This is a genomic window from Brucella pseudogrignonensis (assembly GCF_032190615.1).
Classification (GTDB): Bacteria; Pseudomonadota; Alphaproteobacteria; order Rhizobiales; family Rhizobiaceae; genus Brucella; species Brucella pseudogrignonensis_B.
The window spans coordinates 427582-445830 of record NZ_JAVLAT010000002.1 but is presented as its reverse complement, the minus strand read 5'-3'; the positions used below and the strand labels follow the sequence as shown (position 1 = coordinate 445830).

The following is an 18249-nucleotide window of genomic DNA, read 5'->3' as shown; positions in this document are numbered from 1 at the left end:
TCTCTCAATTCGAAGCCGTGGTTTCTCGGATCGGAATGCGGATTTCGATCCCAAAGCCGGAGTTTTTAAGGGGGAGAATACGGGCGTCCCCTCCATGTGCCTGTGCAATCGCTTTCACAATTGATAGGCCGAGACCGGATCCGCCCCTGCCCCGCCCCCTCGAATCGTCAGCGCGCCAGAAGCGTTCGAAAGCCCGTAATCGGCTTTCCTCGGAGAGGCCTGGCCCCGTGTCGCCACAGCGGAAAAAAACGTGTTCGCCTGCGACGCCGGTCTCGACGGAAACGGTGCTTTGCGGTGCGTAACGGCAACAATTCTCAAGCAAGGCTATGAAAGCCTGCCGCACACGCCAACGGTCAGCGACTGTAACTGCTTGGCCAAGCGCGGACACCGTTTTGATCCCAGATTTTTCGAACTGATCTTCCAGCGATGCAAGAACGCTCTCAGCCTCTGTCGCTAAGTCAAATTGGGTGCACTGCAGGTCAAGTTTGCCAGCGTTACCAAGTGCGAGTGTGCGCAATTCCTCGACAATTGCCGACAGGTCGTCAACATGCCCGATAAGGCGTGCATAGGATTCACTACTGGGTGAAAAGGCTCCATCCAGCAGACCTTGCAGGCGCCCGCGAAGTATCGTCAGCGGTGTCCGCAACTCATGCGCGATCGCTGAATTGGAATATTGCAACTCAGCCTCAGCACGCTGCAATCGCTCCGCCATTTGGTTGAAGTCATTAACCAAATCCCTTGCCTCGCCGAAGTTTTCGTGTCGTAAACTGGCGCGTGCAGAGAAATCACCATTTGCAATCTTGCGCGCCGCATTCGCAACCGACTTCAACGGGTCGACAATCCGCTTTGCAAGAACCCATCCAAGCACTGAAGCTGTCGATATACCCACTCCTAAGAGAAGACCCAGAGTTATGATATCGCCCGTCCGAAGCACGTCATCATTGGTGAAATCGGGATAAAGCCATTCATAAATGAAAAAAAAGTAAGTCGTCAGCCCGAAGTAAACCACAGCGAACGCCAACAGCGTAAGCATTATCATCGCACGCACAATCAATGAGTTTAAGTTTTTACCCATTTGTATTGTCCAAGCGGTATCCAACGCCGCGCACTCCAGTAAGCAATCCATCAGCTCCGGCGGCAGCTAACTTGCGGCGTAAATTGCTCACATGGCTATCCACAGTCCGGTCGAGCGCTTCACCTTCGGGCAGACACGCATCAACCAACTCCGAGCGCTCAAAAACCTTCCCCAGACTCGCAGCCATATGGGATAGAATACGGAACTCTGTCTTTGTTAACTCAAGCGTGAGAGGACCTGTGTCCCTTTCAATCGTGACACGATACGCCTGTAAATCCACGGTTACCGGCCCCACGCGCAACAAACGTTCAGTCGGCACGCCCATACTTCTTCGCAGGACGGCTTTCACACGCGCTACGACCTCAAGCGGATTAAAAGGCTTAACAACGTAGTCATCGGCTCCGATACGTAAAGCTTGCAGCTTATCCAAGTCTTCGGCCAACGCAGTCACCATAATGACTGGCGTATTGCCACGGCGACGGATTGCAGCCAAAACCTCATAGCCGTCCTGTCCCGGCAATTTAATATCGAGGACCACGAGATCAGGGCGAAGACGAAGATGGTGCCCTAACCCGACAGTTCCGTCACCTGCCGTGACAACACGAAACCCCTCGCGAGACAGATACGTCTCGATGATTTCAGCAATTTCGGGCTCATCCTCAACAATAAGAATTAAAGCATTGTTCATGGCTATCTACCATCTCTGAAACGTTTTAGACGGGTGTTTATTTAAGGCACCGACTGGGTTCGGCGGACGGGTGTTATTTTCTTACTCTGATTAGTCGGCTGATTGTTACATATAACAAGGGTACAAAGAAAACAGCCAGGACGGTTGCGGATAACATTCCTCCAAAAACCCCTGTTCCTATTGCATTCTGAATTTCAGAACCGGCCCCGCGCGCGATCATGAGTGGCACGACCCCCAAGATAAAGGCCAGTGAAGTCATCAGAATTGGCCGGAATCTCAATCGTGATGCCTTAAGCACTGCTCTGTTGAGGCTTTGCCCCTCGTTGCGCAGATGGCGGGCATATTCAATCAACAAAATGGCGTTCTTTGCAGAAAGTCCGATTATCGTAATGACGCCAACCTTGAAAAACACATCATTTTCCATGCCCCGCGCCAGCACAGCCAGCACAGCCCCGAGCACGCCAAGCGGCACAACCAACATAACGGCCAGCGGGATTGTCCAGCTTTCGTAAAGTGCGGCCAAGACCAGAAATACCACGAGCATCGATGCGGCTAAAAGAATTGGCGTCTGGGTTGCGGATTGTCTTTCCTGTAGCGATTGCCCCGTCCACGCAACTGCAAATCCTGACGGTAACTGTTTTGCCAATCGCTCCATCTCGGACATTGCCACTCCACTCGAAACGCCCGGCGCAGCTGAACCTGAAAGACGAGCAGCGGGGTAGCCGTTATAGCGCGCCAATTGAAGCGGCGTCGTTTGCCAGACGGGCTGGACAAACTCCGACAGGGGAACCATTGCGCCATCAATATTGCGCACTTCAAGGCGAAGCACATCATCAATATGCATACGATGCTGTGCATCGGCTTGCACGACTACCTGTTGAAGGCGGCCGTCTTTCGGAAAATCGTTGACATAAGTTGACCCGATTGCTGTCGAAATCATGTCGCTCACGGTTGAAAAAGAAACACCAAGAGCCAGCGCCTTCTGGCGATCAATATTCAACGCAATACTCTGCCCATCTGGAAGCCCATCCGTCATCACGCCCGTGAGCAATTTGCTCTTGGAGGCGAGCCTTATCAACTCGCTCTCGGCCGCTTTCAGTGCTGTTGGCCCGGCATTACCCCTATCCTCCAAGCGAAGGGAGAAACCAGATGTTGTTCCCAGCGATTAAATTGCCGGTGGTTTCATTATCATCGCAGTTCCCTCCGTAATATTCGCCATCGCCGCTTGCGCCGCCGCGATCTCTTCGTTCACCGTTGTCTTACGATCACTCCAATCCTTAAGACTGGTAAACGCCTGAGCAGCATTCGGACCAGAGCCGGAAAATCCGAAACCTTGAATAACGATGCTCTCCGTAATATCAGCACGCGATCCCGTGTGTTTTTCATATTTTGCAATAATCTCCCGCGTGCGCTCTGCTGTGGCACCAGCCGGCAGCTCGAACATTGCCATGAAATTTCCCTGATCTTCTTCAGGCACGAACGACGTCGGCAGTTGAGAGTAACCAACGCCCAGTACTCCCAAGAGCAAAATGTAAACCAACAATATCCCAACACCACGCCGTAAAATCCAGCCGATAGCGCCGGTATAGCGTGCACTTAAACGGTCAAACTTGGTATTAAACCACGAAAAGAAACGGACTTCTGCGTGGGGGGCGACAGGTTTGAGGATAGTAGCGCACAAAGCAGGTGTAAGGGTAAGTGCGAGGAAGGCTGAGAACAGGATCGACACTGCCATCGACATTGTGAATTGGCGGTAGATTGCTCCTACAGAACCATCGGACAATCCCATAGGGATAAAGACGGCGACCAAAACCAATGTGATCCCGACGATAGCGCCCGAAATTTCGCGCATTGCTTTGCGAGTAGCCTCCTTCGGCGAGAGCCCCTCCCTTGCCATGATCCGTTCTACGTTTTCAACGACGACAATGGCGTCGTCAACAATGATACCGACTGCCAAAACCATGCCAAACATGGTCAAAACATTGATCGTGTAACCGGCAACCAGCATCACCGCGAATGTGCCAAGCAGCGCGATCGGCGCGACAATTGTTGGGATCAATGTGTACCGCAACTTCTGCAGAAACAGCAGTATCACGAGGAACACCAGAACCATCGCCTCTACAAGAGTCTGCACCACCTTCAAAATCGACACTTTCACGAAGGGCGCGGTATTGTAGGAAATTGAGACTGAGAGATCACTCGGCATTGTAGCCTGCAGTTCACCTAACCGCTTTTCGATCGCCGCCGCAGTGCTGACGGCATTGGCACCCGGCGACATTTGTATCGCCGCTGCAGCAGCAGGCTTGCTGTTACTGCTGACGCTGAAGGCAAAAGTCTGTGCGCCAAGTTCCACACGTGCAACATCGGACAACAGCAGCCGCGCGCCATCTGTGTGGGTTTTCAATGGTATTGCTGCAAACGCCTCGGGTGAGTTCAACTGTCCATGCACAATCAGTGGCGTTGAAACTTTGGTCCCCAGAACGGTCGGTTCGTCCCCGACCCTGCCCGGCGAAACTTGAGCGTTTTCGCGGGCAATCGCGCTCGTAACGTCGGACATGCTCAGGTTGTAGGCAGCGAGTTTCGTCGGATTAACCCAAACACGCATTGCACGTTCGGAACCAAATTGTTGGGTACGTCCAACGCCGGGAACGCGTTTGAGCTCCTCGGCGATATTTCGCGTCAGATAGTCCCCAAGGCTCAGCTCGTCTGTCTCACCGCTGCGTGACTTGAGCGCAATGACCATAAGGAAGCCCGACTCTGACGCTTCCACATTTATTCCGTTACGGCGAACGACTTCTGGAAGACGAGGCTCGGAATTTTTTAACCTGTTTTGAACATCCACTTGCGCGAGTTCGGGGTCCGTTCCAGGTTTGAACGTCACCGTGATATTCGCAGCACCTGTCGAGTCGACAGTCGATTCATAATATAAAACGTTTTTGACGCTTGAGAGTTCCTTTTCGATAGGAGCAACCACACTATCATTGACCGTTTGAACAGAAGCTCCAGTATATGTTGTGAAAATACTGATACTCGGCGGTGCGATAACAGGATAACGTGAAACCGGCAGTTGTGGGATCGCAACAACACCAGCCAATGCAATGAATATGGCAATCACCCAGGCAAACACCGGGCGACTGATGAAGAATTGTGGCATGGTGATCTGGCCTTTAAATCTTGTCTTTCACAGTCGTCGCGTTTGGTGAGTTATCGGCGTTTACGAGCATCCCATCCTGCAAACGCTCCTGACCGCGAATTACGATGGTTTCACCGGGTTGAAGCCCTGCCTTGACCACCACACGACGACTGATGGCCTCTCCAAGCGTTATTTTGCGCCTTTTTACGCGCCCGTCGGGATCAACGACCATAAGACTGGCGTCGTCTCCTCCTGTCCGAACGAGAGCATATTCAGGAACAAGTATTACATCGGAGAGCAATCCGCTGGGCACTTGGGCACGAACAAACATGCCAGGCAAAAGCTGCAATTCAGGATTCTCAACGAGCACTCGGATCGTTGCGTTGCCCGTCACGGCGTCAACCGTAACATCTGAAAGTACCAGCTTCGCAGAATAGGAATAAGGCTTGCCATCGGCACGTAGTATCTCAATCTGGCCTATTTTCTCTTCTGCCGCAAATTGCACCGAATCGAGTTTTGTTGCGGGCAGGCGTAAATCCACATAAACACGTTCCAGCTGCTGAACGACTGCGAGTTCGGTCTGCCCCGAAATTGATGCGAGAGAGCCTTCGTCCGCGACGGTTCGTCCGACGTAGCCATCAATCGGCGATCTTATGGTGGCGAAGTCAAGATCAAGCTGACGACGGTTAAAAACAGCACGAGCCTCGGCCAGATTGGCTTGGGCCACCGTCATATCGTTTCGCGCATCCTCGTAGTTCTTTTGACTTGCCGCTTTACTCGCGAGTAAAGCTTCAGCGCGCTGAAAGCCCGACCGAGCATGCTCCAGCGCACTTTCTGCACGCGTCAATGCGGCGCGTGCAGTTTCCAGATCCGCCAAAAATAAAGCGGGTTCAATCTCGAAAAGGATCTGACCAGCGCTGACACGGGAGCCGGCCTCAACAACTTTCTTTTTAATGATCCCACTGACTTGCGGCCTGATTTCAACTTTCTTAAAAGCCGCTACTCGCCCCGGCAGTTCATCCGTAAGAAGAACGCGTTCCCGACCGACTTTAACAGTTTCAGCGTGCACTGGAACGGCTGAGGAGGCAACCTCGGCTTCCGGATCTGAACTGCTCCAATCTTGCAAAGCAAGCATGGCAGCGATGAAACATCCGCCTGCAACGATAGCGAAAATGGAGAAGCGGCGGTTTGACATAGGGTCGTCCAAATTAAATCGAATGCCACCACTTCCCATCCTTCAGTCTACGTAAGATCGAGAAAAGGTGCAGATTGTGTGGAGGTTGTGATTTTAAGCCCACTTTTATCAGTGACTCAGCCTACGATTATTTCTTTTTCGATCTATGGGTTCTTAATTAGGGAAAAACCGTCACCGCTTGTGGTTCTTTAAGGGTAGTTATAAAAAGGTGAGTGGTGAAATTCTGGACGAGCTTCCTGGAAATTGTTGATCAAATATGACATTAAACATGCGAAGGCAAACAACATGCAGCACACTATGAAAAAATTGCGTATCAACATTTCTTTCTCCTGATATTCAAATTTTTGCCAACGTGCCAAAATAATTATTTCATAACGAATAATTTATCCAACAGATGATAACTACTTAACAGTTCATAAAAATATCGAAATATTTGAAATATTAAGAAAAAATTATGTAATTACTTAAATAGCATTTACTTATCCAGTATTTTTCAAGCAAGAGTGGTGCTTTGAGCGTATCAACATTCTGGGCCAGCAAGCTTACGTCTCAAAGCAATCAGATACCCCCAGCCATCTTCCAAAGCACTTTGAGCAGCGCGAAATGAAGCAGCAACCTCATTATCGGATATTGGACCCATTAGGGTCCAGAGCCTTCCGTCAATGTCTTCTGCTTTAATGAAAAAATCTTCTCCCACTAGATCCAGGTATAAGGGGGAAAAAACAATTAGCGAAGCTTCAACAGTCATTTCGATTTTCCTGAAATGAAAAATTTAGCCAGCTTTGGAATACCATCCTTTACAAAGAGGGGTCGAACGTTAATCTCATCCCTAAGTCGGCTAGTAACGGGTGAGGTGAATGAGTATAATTGGTCTGTGGAGTTATCATGAAGGTTTTCTGCAAGCTTTATGAAGCAGGCAAAAAAGCGGGAGGTTAATAATTTTAGCCTTCCTGGTTCGGCCGCAGATGTCTGCGGTACGGTTTTCTGTCTCATCTTCGCTTCCTATGATTGAGCTATGATGAGCCGAAAATCCGCTCTTCTCGATTAATACAATTTGGTCTCATGGGCGTTGATGTCGGACAGTATGACCTTTAACTAGATTTTCGCGTAGGTATGCATTGCTGTGGCCCAACCCCTGAGATTAATCCCTCATAAGGTATGACTTACGACCGTTAGTGAGCCATTTTAATGGCCAACAAAGCGCCGCAAGTGGAACATCCGGACACCCTGTGCATACTCGTCAGGCTCATTTAAAAGCTTTTGCAAGGCTTTGTCCGAGGTCGGACTCCTTCTACAGCGCGGGCCCTTAACGTCGGGTTCGATCTGATAATTTCCATTCGCTGGATCTATACAGAACTGGATAAGCTGCTTCCTCGTCTGCTGAGGCTTAAGCAATAACCGCTGAAAGTTCTTGAGCGCCCTGATATCCCTTTGCAAACCAATATGTCGGAGAATGATCTGCACAGTCGCGTCACCAAACTCGACCATATGAAGAACTACAAAAAGCCTGGTCTGTTCTTTTGGCACTACCTCGGCGTTCGGCTCGACGTGTCCGCACATCGGCCAATTGCCTTGGATTCAAGGCACCCGCTGAGGTTTTTGTTACACTTCCGCACGAAGCAGCCCAATCAGATAAAATTAATAACAGCATCAAGCATATCGGGTATTTTTTTCCAAATAAGCTTTATATATTCTCTATTTGCTTAAAAACTCACACTCAATTTACGTTTTTGCCATATGTTACAAATCGCTCCCGCTTTTGAAGCGGGCCGGACATTTGGAATGGGCAATGTGAATGCCCACCCGGCTCCACATATCATCAAATAAAAGCATCAGCTGAACGGCTTGCGATATCGAAAACGCAAAAGTGAACCTAACGTACATTAACGCGCTGCCGAGAATTACTGAGCAGAACGAGCAGCCATTGATTTACTCCTCAAACAATAACGCAGCGTAATTCATAGCCCCATGCAAAATGCGAACAATCGATACACGATCATTATCTACTCGATAGAAAATTAAATAATTACCGTGCACCCGACGACGATAGCCATGGCATTCATAACGAGGCACTAATGGGAAACTGCCAGCTAGCTGAGCTAAGGCTTCGCACTTGTTACGCAATTCGAGAAATGAAGAAATAAGCGCGTCGAGGATTATCTTGCGCTATGTCATTTTCTGCCGAATGAGAGAACTCAACCCTCATGCTAATTTTTCAGCCTTATCATCCATTGCCAGATATTTTGCTTCCAACCGATCAACTACTTCACTTGCAGGCTTTGTCCGCCCAGCTTCGATATCAGCCATGCCGCGAGCAAGCGCAGCATCAACGGCCGCCAGTTTCGCTTCGCGTTCCTGAACAAGACCCACATCCTTGGTAACGTGCTTACCCATGATGCAACCGTTGTCTGGGTCATTGGCTCGCTTATGGCCGGTCCAGCCGTTGTGAAAAAATTCGGATTCCGTCTGTGCCAGCGCGCTAGTGGCCAATAGGCTTAGCCCAATAATTCCCGCAAACGTGCTTTTACGCATGCTGATTTCCTCAGTTTTTGTTGCTGTGATGAAAAAGGCCACGACGGCTGCGGTTATTGCTGTGCGCCTTTGGCTTCTCGCTCAGCGGCGCGAACGCAGTTCTTCAAAGCTGTGACTGCCAAAGGATTGTCAAAAAAGCTGGTATGGGCTGAGTAGTTCAGGCGAATGAATTCAACTTGCATCTCCTCAGCCTTGCGGATGAGCTTTTCTAATTTCTGCTTATCTTCAAGCGTATTGCCAGTGATGATGATTGTGCTGGGCATCGGGATAAAAACCCGTGTGAATGTCACAGGCTCACCATCAAGCTGAAGATAAGCCTTCACGTCGCCATCAGCCTCATTGATATTCCAGCTCTTTGATGAGAAGGCCAAATCAAAATCACCCTCGGCAGTGGCGAAGATCGCCAATGCGGTATCATCATCAAGCTGCATCGCCATCATGCAGCCAGGCCGCTCGACATTGCTCAGATTACTACCGACCCAATGGCCTTCCGAGAAGGCAATCTCATTGGCATCAGCTGGCATTTGAAGACCGAGCGCTCCAATGACGAGTGCTGATGCCACTTGCAGAAATTGATTTGTGCGGCGGCAAAAACCTTTTCCAAATTTGTCTCTGAACAGTTTAGGTGCATATCTTCGGTGTTCGGCGAACATGGTTCACTCCGTTGCATGAATATATCGATTGAGGATTGGGGTTTTTAGCGCCGTATATTCATCAGCCGTAATCGCACCACTCTCAAAAAGGGTGTTCAGGCGATGCAACGCTGCAATAGCGTCTTGGTTCTGCGCTTTTGCTTTTGTTGTCGATGATGGTGTTGGTTTTGGTCTTGACGATATTCCATCGTTTATCGCCGGTGACGGAACACTTAAGTTTTGGTGAAAGTCCGGATCAACGCGAACGGCAACTGGGTCGTTGACGAAGAGATTAATCCCGCTCTCACCGCCATTGCTGCCTTCTTCACTGATATGAGCATAGTGCAGCGCCCAAACCAAAGCAGCCACCCAGCCAACGACCGTGCCGCCAAATGCCAGATTAACGACGAGGATCAGCCAACGATTGGGATGTTCGCGTCGAAAGGCAACAATGGTCGGGATAAAGAGAACCAACAGAATTGCTAAAACGACGGCGATGAATGCCAGTGTGATAAGCAGGGAGTCAAAAGCGCCTTGAGCTGCCCAAGCTCGACCTGAGAGAATTAAGGTCAGCATTCCAGCCATACAGGCCAGCGGCAAAAGCCGCTTAAATTTCCTGATATATTTTCCCATGACACAAACTCAATGCGATGAGCGCGAAATCACATTCGCTTTGAGCTGTTTGAATTCATCCTCATCAATAGCCCCGGACGCCCGAAGCGAAGAGATTTTTTCAAGTTGATCAAGTGGTGTAACAGCTGAGCCGTTCGATGGCGCAATGCCGTGCTGGTTCGTAACCGGCTTCGCAGTCGCAGTATCAGCAAAACTGCTCCCAAAGCGGTTCGCGCGTGGCGTTGATGGCGAGCACATAAAAACCAACAGCGCGATTTGACCGATCAATGGCACAAGCCCTGCCAATATCCACCAGCCCGACCGATCAGTGTCGTGCAAGCGCCTAACCGTGACTGAAATAGCTGGCAGCAAATGCGCCAAGTAAACAATCGCCGTGAAAAGCCCTGCAGGCTCATCGCCTGTCGTATCGCCCACCATTTGGTCGATGACTATTGCCACGACAAGCATGATGAAAAATGTAAGGCTGAAAAACCAGTATTGCGAACGGCTGGCACGCCCTGAAAACACGGCATAGTTGCGCATTGCATCGCCATAGTAGTGCGTGAAATCCCCCTAATAAAACCCGAATGTGAGAAACGGCACGCCCTTTGTTTTGCAAGCCGCAAAGGGATGACGTTGGCTTAATGATAGCAAATAATAAATAGGGGATCAACAGTCCGTCGATTAATAGGCCGTCAATATGATTGCTGCGTGATCATGGATGTTAAAAAAATTATTGGCTGGAATGTATTGCAGTTGCGGGCTGAACGTGGCCTTTCGCAGGAGCGGTTAGCGCTTGAGGCGCAAATTGATCGTTCATATGTCGGGCGGGTAGAACGCGGCATGGAAAACGTCACCGTTTCAACGCTCGAAGCGATGGCGACTGCGCTGAATGTGCCAGTGTCAGCACTATTTGTTGAGCCGCAACCTGATGCCGAGAAACCGAAAGGACTGAAAGCAGGCAGAAAGCCAAAGCAGGTCTAAAAGCCTCAGTTGATGAAGCGGATTTCTGAAAACGAATTGCCCGCAAGGAAAAATATCAAAATCGATATAAAGTAAATACAAATTATACTATTGTATTTTTCTAGAATGATGGCATCATTATTAAGCGACAAAGTAGTATTTGTAAAACTATTGAAGCACAGCTTCGGCCTCCCGCCGCTACCGCCCCGAAGACAGCAACCCAAAACCGCTGGAGCGAACTTAAAACTGGATAAAACTTGGGGGCAACGTCAAACGCTACGAAGAAGTGTAATTTCATCCCGAAAAACTGTAAGAAGCTGAAACTAACCACTGCTCTGGCCATTCGCACAAACTGATGGGATTTACCAAGCTTTTACATAGCCTTAGGATGAAAATATGGCAAAAGTCAGCTTTTGCCATATGTTAGTAAGTCAGAGTAATTTCGTGTCACTTATGCGCTTCATCCCAGTCATAAATTGACCAATAATATTTCCCAAAAGAAGCCAATCTTTTCAATTGATTTGAATAGCACATTATCTCTTTGATAATTTTAAATTGGCACATTAATTCAAAAAAAATGTCACTGTCCTAGAATAGCATTCACTTCATCTTTCAGTATACGAGCATATTCTGTTAACGAGTTTGGAGCGAGTTTTGCACCGAGTATCGTGAAGCCTATGGATGCTCCAGCAGTCACGCCGTCCGTGAAAATCGGCACAGCGATCCCCACAATTCCTTTTATAAGTTCCTCATCATCAACTGCATATCCGCGCTCTCGCGTTTGCTCTATTAGCTCACGAATTCTGTCGGCAGTTAAACCCTTATAGCCTGAATAGCGTTCAAGATTAGCGCGAATGATGAAGTCCTGCTCATCCTGATCAAGGTAGGACAGCATGGCAATCGAGCCCGGACCAACACCCAGAGGCACTGAACCACCGATCATGCCGGTTAAGGTGGGAACAACACATTCTCCATCTCGGCGGTCAAGGCAGACAGAATCATGATTAAACCGTGCCATAAGATGCACGGTATCTCCGGTACGACGGCGCAACCGGGTCAGCGCAATCTCGCATCGGCTTATCAGACCCGGTCCCCGTGCGGCCCGCGCCCCGTAAATCGACATGCGCGCCCCCAGCCGATAGCAGCGTTTTTTATCATCTCTTGCGAGAAGTTTGTGACCAACGAGCGTGTTGAGAATGCGATGACATGTGGCGTTGTTAAGCCCTGATAACTCAGTGAGCTTCTTTAAAGTAAGCCCGTCATTGCCACCGTCAGCGACGAGATCAAGCAATTGCACAGCACGATCTAAAAGTTGGGTGCCGCCAGTTGGGGCTGTCTTAGGATTCTTGATCATCAATTCTCACATTATGAAAAATAATATGTACATAACTTGTATAGTGAGAAATATCAGTGTTCAATGATGAAATAAAGGCTGTGTGGGAAAATGATTAAAAAAGCAGCGGCCTCATATTGCGTGGATTCTGAATATTCAAAAAGGGAACTGAAATGATCAGAAAAATCGTTCTGTCGACGGTGGCCATGTGTGCGGTACTGGCAGCTCAGAATGCTGTGGCCGATACGCTTGCGACGATTAAAGAGCGCGATAAGCTCGTCGTCGGCGTCAAAAATGATTATGCGCCTTATGGTTATCTGAATGAAAAAGGCGAGATTGTCGGCTTCGAAATCGAGCTGGCAAAATATGTTGCCAAAGAGCTTTTGGGTTCCGAAGACAAAATTGAACTTGTACCGGTTGTAGCAGCAAACCGTATTGAGTTTTTATCAGCCGGTCGTGTTGATCTTGTGTTCGCGACGCTTGGAATTTCACCAGAGCGTGACCGCGTTATCGACTTCACCACACAATATGTCTCTGCTGGCGGACCCTCGGTCATGATGGCAAAGGAAGCTAAGATCGACAGCTGGGATCAGTTCAAAGGTCAGCCAGTCTGCGGCATTCAAGGTTCCTACTTCAATAAGAAGATGACTGAAGAATTCGGTATGAAGCTGGTTGCTTTCAAGAACCCGCCGGAAGCGTATCGCGCGCTTAAAGATAATCGCTGCATTGGCTTTGTTTTTGATGACATCACACTGCGCATGAAGCTGCGTGAAGCAGACTGGGCGGGCTATAAGATCGCTGTTCAGCCATATGAATTCGCACCAATGGGCGGCGGCATCCGCGAAGGTGATGTGGCTTTCAAGGAAGTCGTAGACAAAGCCATTCACAAAGCTGAAGCCGAGGGTAAGCTCATAGAGTGGGAGAAGGAGTTTAACATGCCTGCTTCCGATTATATTGCAGAGCGCGCCAAAGCTGCCGCTGCTGCAAGCAACTAAGCTCAGCTCGGAGAGGCACTTTTGTTCGGTCTTGATTATTCATGGCTCGGTGATCCGACCTACCAGCATTGGTTAGTGATTGGTGTCCTCAATACTATTCAGCTCGCAGCGATTTCGTCATTCGTTGCGGTGCTGATTGGTATGTTGGGCGCGCTTGGTCTAACCCTGCGTATTTTCTGGCTTGATGCGCTTATCGAGCTTTTTGTCGAAGTGTTTCGCAATACACCGCCTTTGCTGCAAATGCTGTTTGCGTATTTCACTCTATCGACTTTAGGTTTGAAAGTTATCGATCCGGCCACGGGCCTCTCGGTTCCGTTATTGAGTGCCTTCTCCTGCGCAGCTATTTCGCTCAGCCTTTTTGGTGGAGCGCTGGCTATCGAAGCATTCCGTTCGGGTATTGAAACGATGCCGCGCTCGATTATCGAGGCTTCTCGTTCTCTCGGTTATGGTCGTTGGTCCCGATTCTGGCGCATTGAAGCGCCGATCGCAACGCGTATCTGCCTTCCGGCACTCACAAACATCCTGAGTAATCTTTTCAAGACGACCTCTCAGGCGTCGGTGATTGCTGTCCCTGAACTGATGTATTACGCCGGGCAGATCTACAACGATAACTTCCGTACGCTCGAAGTTATGGTGCTGGTACTTGCGATCTATGTGAGCCTCGTATCGGTTCTGACCTACGCTATGGCCAAACTTGAAGCATGGATGGCTTTCCCCGGTTACGGCAAGGCAGGTTGATGATGAACAGTGTCATGACATATGAGAATAAGAAAAGAGCTGTTCTTCTTTTCATCGCGCTGGCTATTGCAACATGGGTTGCTGTCGATGCGCTCTCAGGTGGTGCTGATCAGTGGCGCCGTGTTGTTGCCCGCTTGCCTCTGCTTCTGACCGGTTCCGGTTCTGGCTGGCCGATTACTGGCGGGTTTGCCCTGAATATTCTGCTGTCGATTGCGGCTATGGCACTTGCTACAGCTCTTGGGACTGCTATGGGTCTAGCAACGATGGTGAGGAATGCCTCGGTACGTGTTCCAGCCCTGCTTGTGATGAACTTTCTTCGCAATTCGCCGTGGCTCGTGCTGCTGTTTGCGATGCTTTACATCATTCCTTTTGAAATGCGCATTTTCGGGCTTGTCATTCCTTTTCCGACCTTTGTTAAGGCTACAATTGGTCTGGCTTTGCCAACGGCTGCAAACTTTTCGGAAGTTATTCGCGGAGCTGTGCAGTCCATTCATTCTGGTCAGTGGGAAGCAGCACGGTCGCTTGGATATACTCCGATGCAAATCTACCGTTACGTTATTCTTCCACAGGCTTTCCGCCGCATGATCCCAGGCTGGATGAACCTCTATGCCTTGCTGATGATCGCAACCTCGCTTGCTACCGTAACCGGCATTCAGGACGTCATCACCATTCTGAACACGTCAATAGCCATGGAGAGCGAGCTCGCACTCGTCTACTTCTATCTGACCGTGCTCTTCCTGTTCTTTGCCTACTGCTATCCGATTGCACTGGTTGCCCGCCGTCTGGAACGCGCAGTTAAGGGAGAAAATTTATGAACCAGTCTGCCCCCCTTATTGAAATTAAAAACATCCGCAAAGCCTTTGGTAGTTTTGAAGTCCTCAAAGGCATTGATCTGTCGGTTAAAAAAGGCGAGGCCGTCTGCATTATCGGTCCTTCCGGTTCAGGCAAATCAACGATCCTTCGCTGCATCAACGGCCTGATCCCAATTGATAGCGGAACCATCCGCGTTGGACCTTATCAGGTCCATGAATTGAAAAACGAAAAGGCCATGCGTCCGCTTCGTCATGAAGTGGCAATGGTTTTCCAGCAGTATAATCTTTTTCCCCATAAGACAGCGTTGGAAAACATCATGATGGCACCAATTCAGGTGCTGGGGCATGATCGTGCCGAGGTTGAAAAGCGTGCGCGCAAACTGCTCGACAAAGTGCGCCTTTCCCATAAGGCGGATAGTTATCCAGGCCAGCTTTCAGGTGGTCAGCAGCAGCGTGTAGCAATCGCGCGCGCGCTCGCCATGCAGCCGGAAGTTATTTTGTTCGACGAAGTGACAGCGGCACTTGACCCCGAAACGGTGAAGGATGTTCTGCTGACCATTCGTGAACTTGTCGAAGATGGACTGACTTGTATTCTTGTCACGCATGAAATGAAATTTGCGCGTGAAGTTTCGCATCGCGTCTGCTTCACAGATCATGGGATGATTGTTGAGAGTGGACCCCCAGCACAGATATTTGATAATCCGCAGGACCCACGCACGCGCGAATTCCTGGGGCAGGTTCTCTAACTCTCGCATCGCATCTGAGATCACTTTATTTCAAAAGGACGAGCCTGAAGGCTTGACGTTCAATGTCCCGCTACGACCATATTTATGCTGAGAACTTCAAGGAAGCTCCCTATTGGTGGGAGGCTGCACAGCCTGAAACCAACCTTGATCCACTGCCTGCACGCGTTGATGTTGTCGTGGTCGGGTCCGGATATGCCGGGCTGAATGCGGCCACACATCTGGCCCGCGCCGGACGTTCGGTTGTCGTTCTCGATAGTGAGCAGCTGGGTGCAGGCTGTTCCACGCGTTCCGGCGGCATGGTTTCAAGCGCGCAGAAGCTTGTAGTTGGTGGTGCGATTAATGGCATTGACCCAGCGCTTGTTTCGCGACTGATCGGTGAAAGCAATGAAAGCTTTGACTATCTCAAGACATTGATTGAGAGCGAAAATCTTGATGCAGCGCTGACATTGAAGGGGCGCTTCTTCGGTGCCTATACTGCCCGTGATTATGAGACATTGAAACGGCATGGCGCGCTTCTCAATGAGAAAACCAGCGTTAAAGTGCACCAGATTTCCCGCGAAGAGCAGCGTTCGGTGATAGGTTCAGACTACTATCATGGCGGCATGGTGGTGGACGATTACGGCGGCTTACATCCTGCCATGTTTCACAAAGCCTTGCGGGAGCGTGCGAAGGCTGCCGGAGTGATTTTGCGTTCGCATGCGCGCGCCGGACGCGTGGAAGAAGTCGCAAACGGTGAAAAGATCGTTCCCACTGCACGCGGCTCGATCCGGACAACCAATGTCATTCAGGCAACCAATGGCTATACCGGAAAAGATGCATCTCCTGAGCTTGCCCGACGCCTTGTTCCGGTGAAGAGCTACCAGATCGCAACCGAGCCTCTTCCGGCTGATCTGCTTGCTGAGCTTATTCCGAATGGACGTATGGTTTCGGACACAAGACGCGATCTTATTTACAGCCGCGTTTCGCCGGATGGTACACGGATGCTTTTTGGCTCTCGCCCCGGCGTTTTTGAAATGTCAGAGAAGCAGGCTGCAAAGCGCATTTATGCGCGCATGGTAGCACTCTGGCCGCAACTTGCAGGCGTTAAAATCACCCATTCATGGGTCGGAAGCGTTGCCATGACGGCCGACAAGATTGCGCATATCGGTGAGCGTGACGGTTCGCATTTTGCGGTTGGCTGTAACGGCAATGGTGTCGCGCTGATGACCTATCTTGGCTATCAGCTCGCGCGGAAAATTCTCGGGCAGCAGAATATGCCATCGGCGTTTGACCGTGAGAAATTCATGGCCATTCCGCTTTATTCTGAAAAGCCCTGGTTCCTTCCGGTCTTCACGGGCTGGTATCGCCTGCGTGATTTTATCGACCGTCCGGGTCGGTAAAGCCAGTCAGTCAGACATTGGATAAGTACCATTTTAGTGAGTTCTATAAATGAAGCCGCTTTCTATTCCGGTCGCGCCATTTCTGGGTGATGAAACGCTGCCGAAAGCTGTCGATGTTGTCATTATCGGTGGTGGTATTGTTGGGATTACCACAGCACTTGAACTGACAGAGCGCGGTATCTCGGTTGCAGTATGCGAAAAAGGCGTGATTGCCGGTGAGCAATCAGCCCGCAACTGGGGCTGGACGCGCCAGATGGGGCGTGACGAGCGCGAACTGCCACTCTGCATGCATTCGGTTAATCTATGGTCGCAGATGAATGCGCGTATTGGTCGTGAAACGGGATGGCGACGCACTGGTATCAGCTATCTCTCCTATACCCAGCGTGAACTGAAAGACTGGCTGAACTGGGCCGAGATCGGCAAGCGTCATGGCGTTGACGCCCGCATGCTCACTCCCGCCGAAATAGCTGAGAAAATTCCGGGCAATAATGGCAATCTACTGGGTGTTTTGCACACTGGCACAGATGGCCGTGCTGAACCATGGATCGCAGTACCAGCGATGGCGGAAGCTGCGCGCGAAAAGGGTGCGCATATTTTCACCCATTGTGCGGTACGCGGCGTTGAGACAGCAGCAGGGCGTGTGAGTTCTGTTGTGACAGAGCGCGGCGAAATCCGTTGTCAGGCTGTCGTTCTGGCTGGCGGAATCTGGTCGCGCCTGTTTGCAGGCAATATGGGCATCGATTTCCCGCAGCTTAAAGTGATCGGACCGGTTGCGCGTGTGGATGGCGTTGAAGGTATTACACATATGCCGGTGGGAGCAGGAGATTTTGCTTATCGCAAGCGCCTTGATGGCAGCTTCACCGTTGCTGTGCGCAATTTAAATCTTGCTCCCATTACGCCGGATCATCTGCGACTTTTCACTGAATTTGCGCCGACATATCTGACAACATGGCGCGAACTAAGCCTGCGCTTCAATGCAACCTTCTTTCAGGAGCTTGCAACAAAACGCAAATGGCGTTTGGATGAGCAGACGATCTTCGAACAATGTCGCGTGATGGATCCGCCAGCAAATTCGGGCTTCACCCGCAAGGCTTTACGCAACATGTCGTTGCGTTTTCCGGGCTTTGCGAAGGCGCGTGTTCTCAATGAATGGTCTGGTGTCATTGATGCCACGCCCGATGCAATTCCGGTTATCAGCCCCGTTCATCATATTCCGGGCTTGCATATTGCATCGGGCTTCTCGGGACATGGTTTTGGTATCGGGCCAGGTGCAGGGCAGCTGATGGCTGATCTGATTACCGGCAGCCCGACAAGCGTCGACGCCAAGGTGTTTGACATCAGTCGGCTGCGTCCGCGTTACGCAAAGAAAAACGTGGCATAAACAGCGGACAGGCTGAAAGCTTAAGAACTTTATTA

The 18249-nt window shown here is 50.2% G+C and carries 16 protein-coding genes and 2 pseudogenes; 7 read left to right on the top strand and 11 right to left on the bottom strand.

Annotation, left to right across the window (positions count from 1 at the left end):
* Positions 1-4 precede the first annotated feature (4 nt).
* The 10 genes and pseudogenes from RI570_RS13435 to RI570_RS13390 form a co-directional block, all read right to left on the bottom strand.
* Entirely contained in the window at positions 5-1075 is a 1071-nt protein-coding gene (locus tag RI570_RS13435; RefSeq protein ID WP_313829059.1) for an ATP-binding protein, read from the bottom strand.
* The gene (locus tag RI570_RS13430) at positions 1068-1763 is read right to left on the bottom strand and encodes a response regulator (protein WP_313829058.1); all 696 of its coding nucleotides are present in this window, start codon (positions 1761-1763) and stop codon (positions 1068-1070) included. Before RI570_RS13430 ends, RI570_RS13435 begins: the two co-directional genes overlap by 8 nt.
* Before the next feature lie 73 nt (positions 1764-1836).
* Positions 1837-4917: pseudogene (locus RI570_RS13425) on the bottom strand (multidrug efflux RND transporter permease subunit).
* 13 nt (positions 4918-4930) lie between these two features.
* Positions 4931-6091: an efflux RND transporter periplasmic adaptor subunit gene (locus RI570_RS13420; protein WP_313829057.1), complete on the bottom strand. Its 1161-nt coding sequence runs from the start codon at positions 6089-6091 to the stop codon at positions 4931-4933.
* 520 nt (positions 6092-6611) lie between these two features.
* Positions 6612-6839, bottom strand: a complete 228-nt coding sequence (locus RI570_RS13415) for a hypothetical protein (RefSeq protein ID WP_313829056.1) — start codon at positions 6837-6839, stop codon at positions 6612-6614.
* A 1181-nt stretch (positions 6840-8020) separates the two neighbouring features.
* Positions 8021-8297: pseudogene (locus RI570_RS13410) on the bottom strand (type II toxin-antitoxin system RelE/ParE family toxin).
* Positions 8294-8623 carry a hypothetical protein gene (locus RI570_RS13405; RefSeq protein ID WP_313829054.1) on the bottom strand — a complete coding sequence of 110 codons (330 nt, stop codon included), beginning with the start codon at positions 8621-8623 and terminating at the stop codon, positions 8294-8296. The pseudogene RI570_RS13410 and the gene RI570_RS13405 overlap by 4 nt, the downstream one beginning before the upstream one ends.
* A 53-nt stretch (positions 8624-8676) precedes the next feature.
* Positions 8677-9186, bottom strand: a complete 510-nt coding sequence (locus tag RI570_RS13400; RefSeq protein ID WP_313829053.1) for a hypothetical protein — start codon at positions 9184-9186, stop codon at positions 8677-8679.
* Positions 9187-9279: 93 nt separating this feature from the next.
* Positions 9280-9888 (bottom strand): superinfection immunity protein, encoded by a 609-nt coding sequence (locus RI570_RS13395; RefSeq protein WP_313829052.1) that lies wholly within the window; start codon positions 9886-9888, stop codon positions 9280-9282.
* A 9-nt stretch (positions 9889-9897) separates the two neighbouring features.
* A complete protein-coding gene (locus RI570_RS13390) occupies positions 9898-10410 on the bottom strand; it encodes a DUF805 domain-containing protein (protein WP_313829051.1) in 513 nt (170 codons plus the stop codon).
* 174 nt (positions 10411-10584) lie between these two features.
* On the opposite strand from RI570_RS13390, the gene RI570_RS13385 reads away from it, so the two are divergent.
* On the top strand, positions 10585-10851 hold the full coding sequence (locus tag RI570_RS13385) for a helix-turn-helix transcriptional regulator (RefSeq protein ID WP_313829050.1): 267 nt from the start codon (positions 10585-10587) through the stop codon (positions 10849-10851).
* A gap of 559 nt (positions 10852-11410) precedes the next feature.
* Here the strand turns inward: RI570_RS13385 and RI570_RS13380 are convergent.
* Positions 11411-12184, bottom strand: a complete 774-nt coding sequence (locus tag RI570_RS13380) for an IclR family transcriptional regulator (protein WP_310012221.1) — start codon at positions 12182-12184, stop codon at positions 11411-11413.
* A 152-nt stretch (positions 12185-12336) separates the two neighbouring features.
* On the opposite strand from RI570_RS13380, the gene RI570_RS13375 reads away from it, so the two are divergent.
* The 6 genes from RI570_RS13375 (at position 12337) to RI570_RS13350 (ending at position 18214) form a co-directional block, all read left to right on the top strand.
* Positions 12337-13158 (top strand): transporter substrate-binding domain-containing protein, encoded by an 822-nt coding sequence (locus tag RI570_RS13375; protein ID WP_310012223.1) that lies wholly within the window; start codon positions 12337-12339, stop codon positions 13156-13158.
* A gap of 21 nt (positions 13159-13179) precedes the next feature.
* Positions 13180-13896 carry an amino acid ABC transporter permease gene (locus RI570_RS13370; RefSeq protein WP_313829049.1) on the top strand — a complete coding sequence of 239 codons (717 nt, stop codon included), beginning with the start codon at positions 13180-13182 and terminating at the stop codon, positions 13894-13896.
* A 14-nt stretch (positions 13897-13910) separates the two neighbouring features.
* Positions 13911-14711 (top strand): amino acid ABC transporter permease, encoded by an 801-nt coding sequence (locus RI570_RS13365; RefSeq protein ID WP_313829048.1) that lies wholly within the window; start codon positions 13911-13913, stop codon positions 14709-14711.
* On the top strand, positions 14708-15454 hold the full coding sequence (locus tag RI570_RS13360; RefSeq protein ID WP_313829047.1) for an amino acid ABC transporter ATP-binding protein: 747 nt from the start codon (positions 14708-14710) through the stop codon (positions 15452-15454). Before RI570_RS13365 ends, RI570_RS13360 begins: the two co-directional genes overlap by 4 nt.
* Before the next feature lie 62 nt (positions 15455-15516).
* Entirely contained in the window at positions 15517-16833 is a 1317-nt protein-coding gene (locus RI570_RS13355; protein WP_313829046.1) for an FAD-binding oxidoreductase, read from the top strand.
* A 49-nt stretch (positions 16834-16882) separates the two neighbouring features.
* A complete protein-coding gene (locus RI570_RS13350; RefSeq protein ID WP_313829045.1) occupies positions 16883-18214 on the top strand; it encodes an FAD-binding oxidoreductase in 1332 nt (443 codons plus the stop codon).
* The last annotated feature ends 35 nt before the right edge of the window (positions 18215-18249 follow it).

Coding starts and splice junctions, on each gene's coding strand:
- RI570_RS13380 (WP_310012221.1), bottom strand. CDS start 12,184: ATGATCAAGAATCCTAAGACAGCCCCAACTGGCGGCACCCAACTTTTA.
- RI570_RS13385 (WP_313829050.1), top strand. CDS start 10,585: ATGGATGTTAAAAAAATTATTGGCTGGAATGTATTGCAGTTGCGGGCT.
- RI570_RS13435 (WP_313829059.1), bottom strand. CDS start 1,075: ATGGGTAAAAACTTAAACTCATTGATTGTGCGTGCGATGATAATGCTT.
- RI570_RS13350 (WP_313829045.1), top strand. CDS start 16,883: ATGAAGCCGCTTTCTATTCCGGTCGCGCCATTTCTGGGTGATGAAACG.
- RI570_RS13430 (WP_313829058.1), bottom strand. CDS start 1,763: ATGAACAATGCTTTAATTCTTATTGTTGAGGATGAGCCCGAAATTGCT.
- RI570_RS13365 (WP_313829048.1), top strand. CDS start 13,911: ATGACATATGAGAATAAGAAAAGAGCTGTTCTTCTTTTCATCGCGCTG.
- RI570_RS13415 (WP_313829056.1), bottom strand. CDS start 6,839: ATGACTGTTGAAGCTTCGCTAATTGTTTTTTCCCCCTTATACCTGGAT.
- RI570_RS13405 (WP_313829054.1), bottom strand. CDS start 8,623: ATGCGTAAAAGCACGTTTGCGGGAATTATTGGGCTAAGCCTATTGGCC.
- RI570_RS13390 (WP_313829051.1), bottom strand. CDS start 10,410: ATGCGCAACTATGCCGTGTTTTCAGGGCGTGCCAGCCGTTCGCAATAC.
- RI570_RS13395 (WP_313829052.1), bottom strand. CDS start 9,888: ATGGGAAAATATATCAGGAAATTTAAGCGGCTTTTGCCGCTGGCCTGT.
- RI570_RS13355 (WP_313829046.1), top strand. CDS start 15,517: ATGTCCCGCTACGACCATATTTATGCTGAGAACTTCAAGGAAGCTCCC.
- RI570_RS13360 (WP_313829047.1), top strand. CDS start 14,708: ATGAACCAGTCTGCCCCCCTTATTGAAATTAAAAACATCCGCAAAGCC.
- RI570_RS13375 (WP_310012223.1), top strand. CDS start 12,337: ATGATCAGAAAAATCGTTCTGTCGACGGTGGCCATGTGTGCGGTACTG.
- RI570_RS13420 (WP_313829057.1), bottom strand. CDS start 6,091: ATGTCAAACCGCCGCTTCTCCATTTTCGCTATCGTTGCAGGCGGATGT.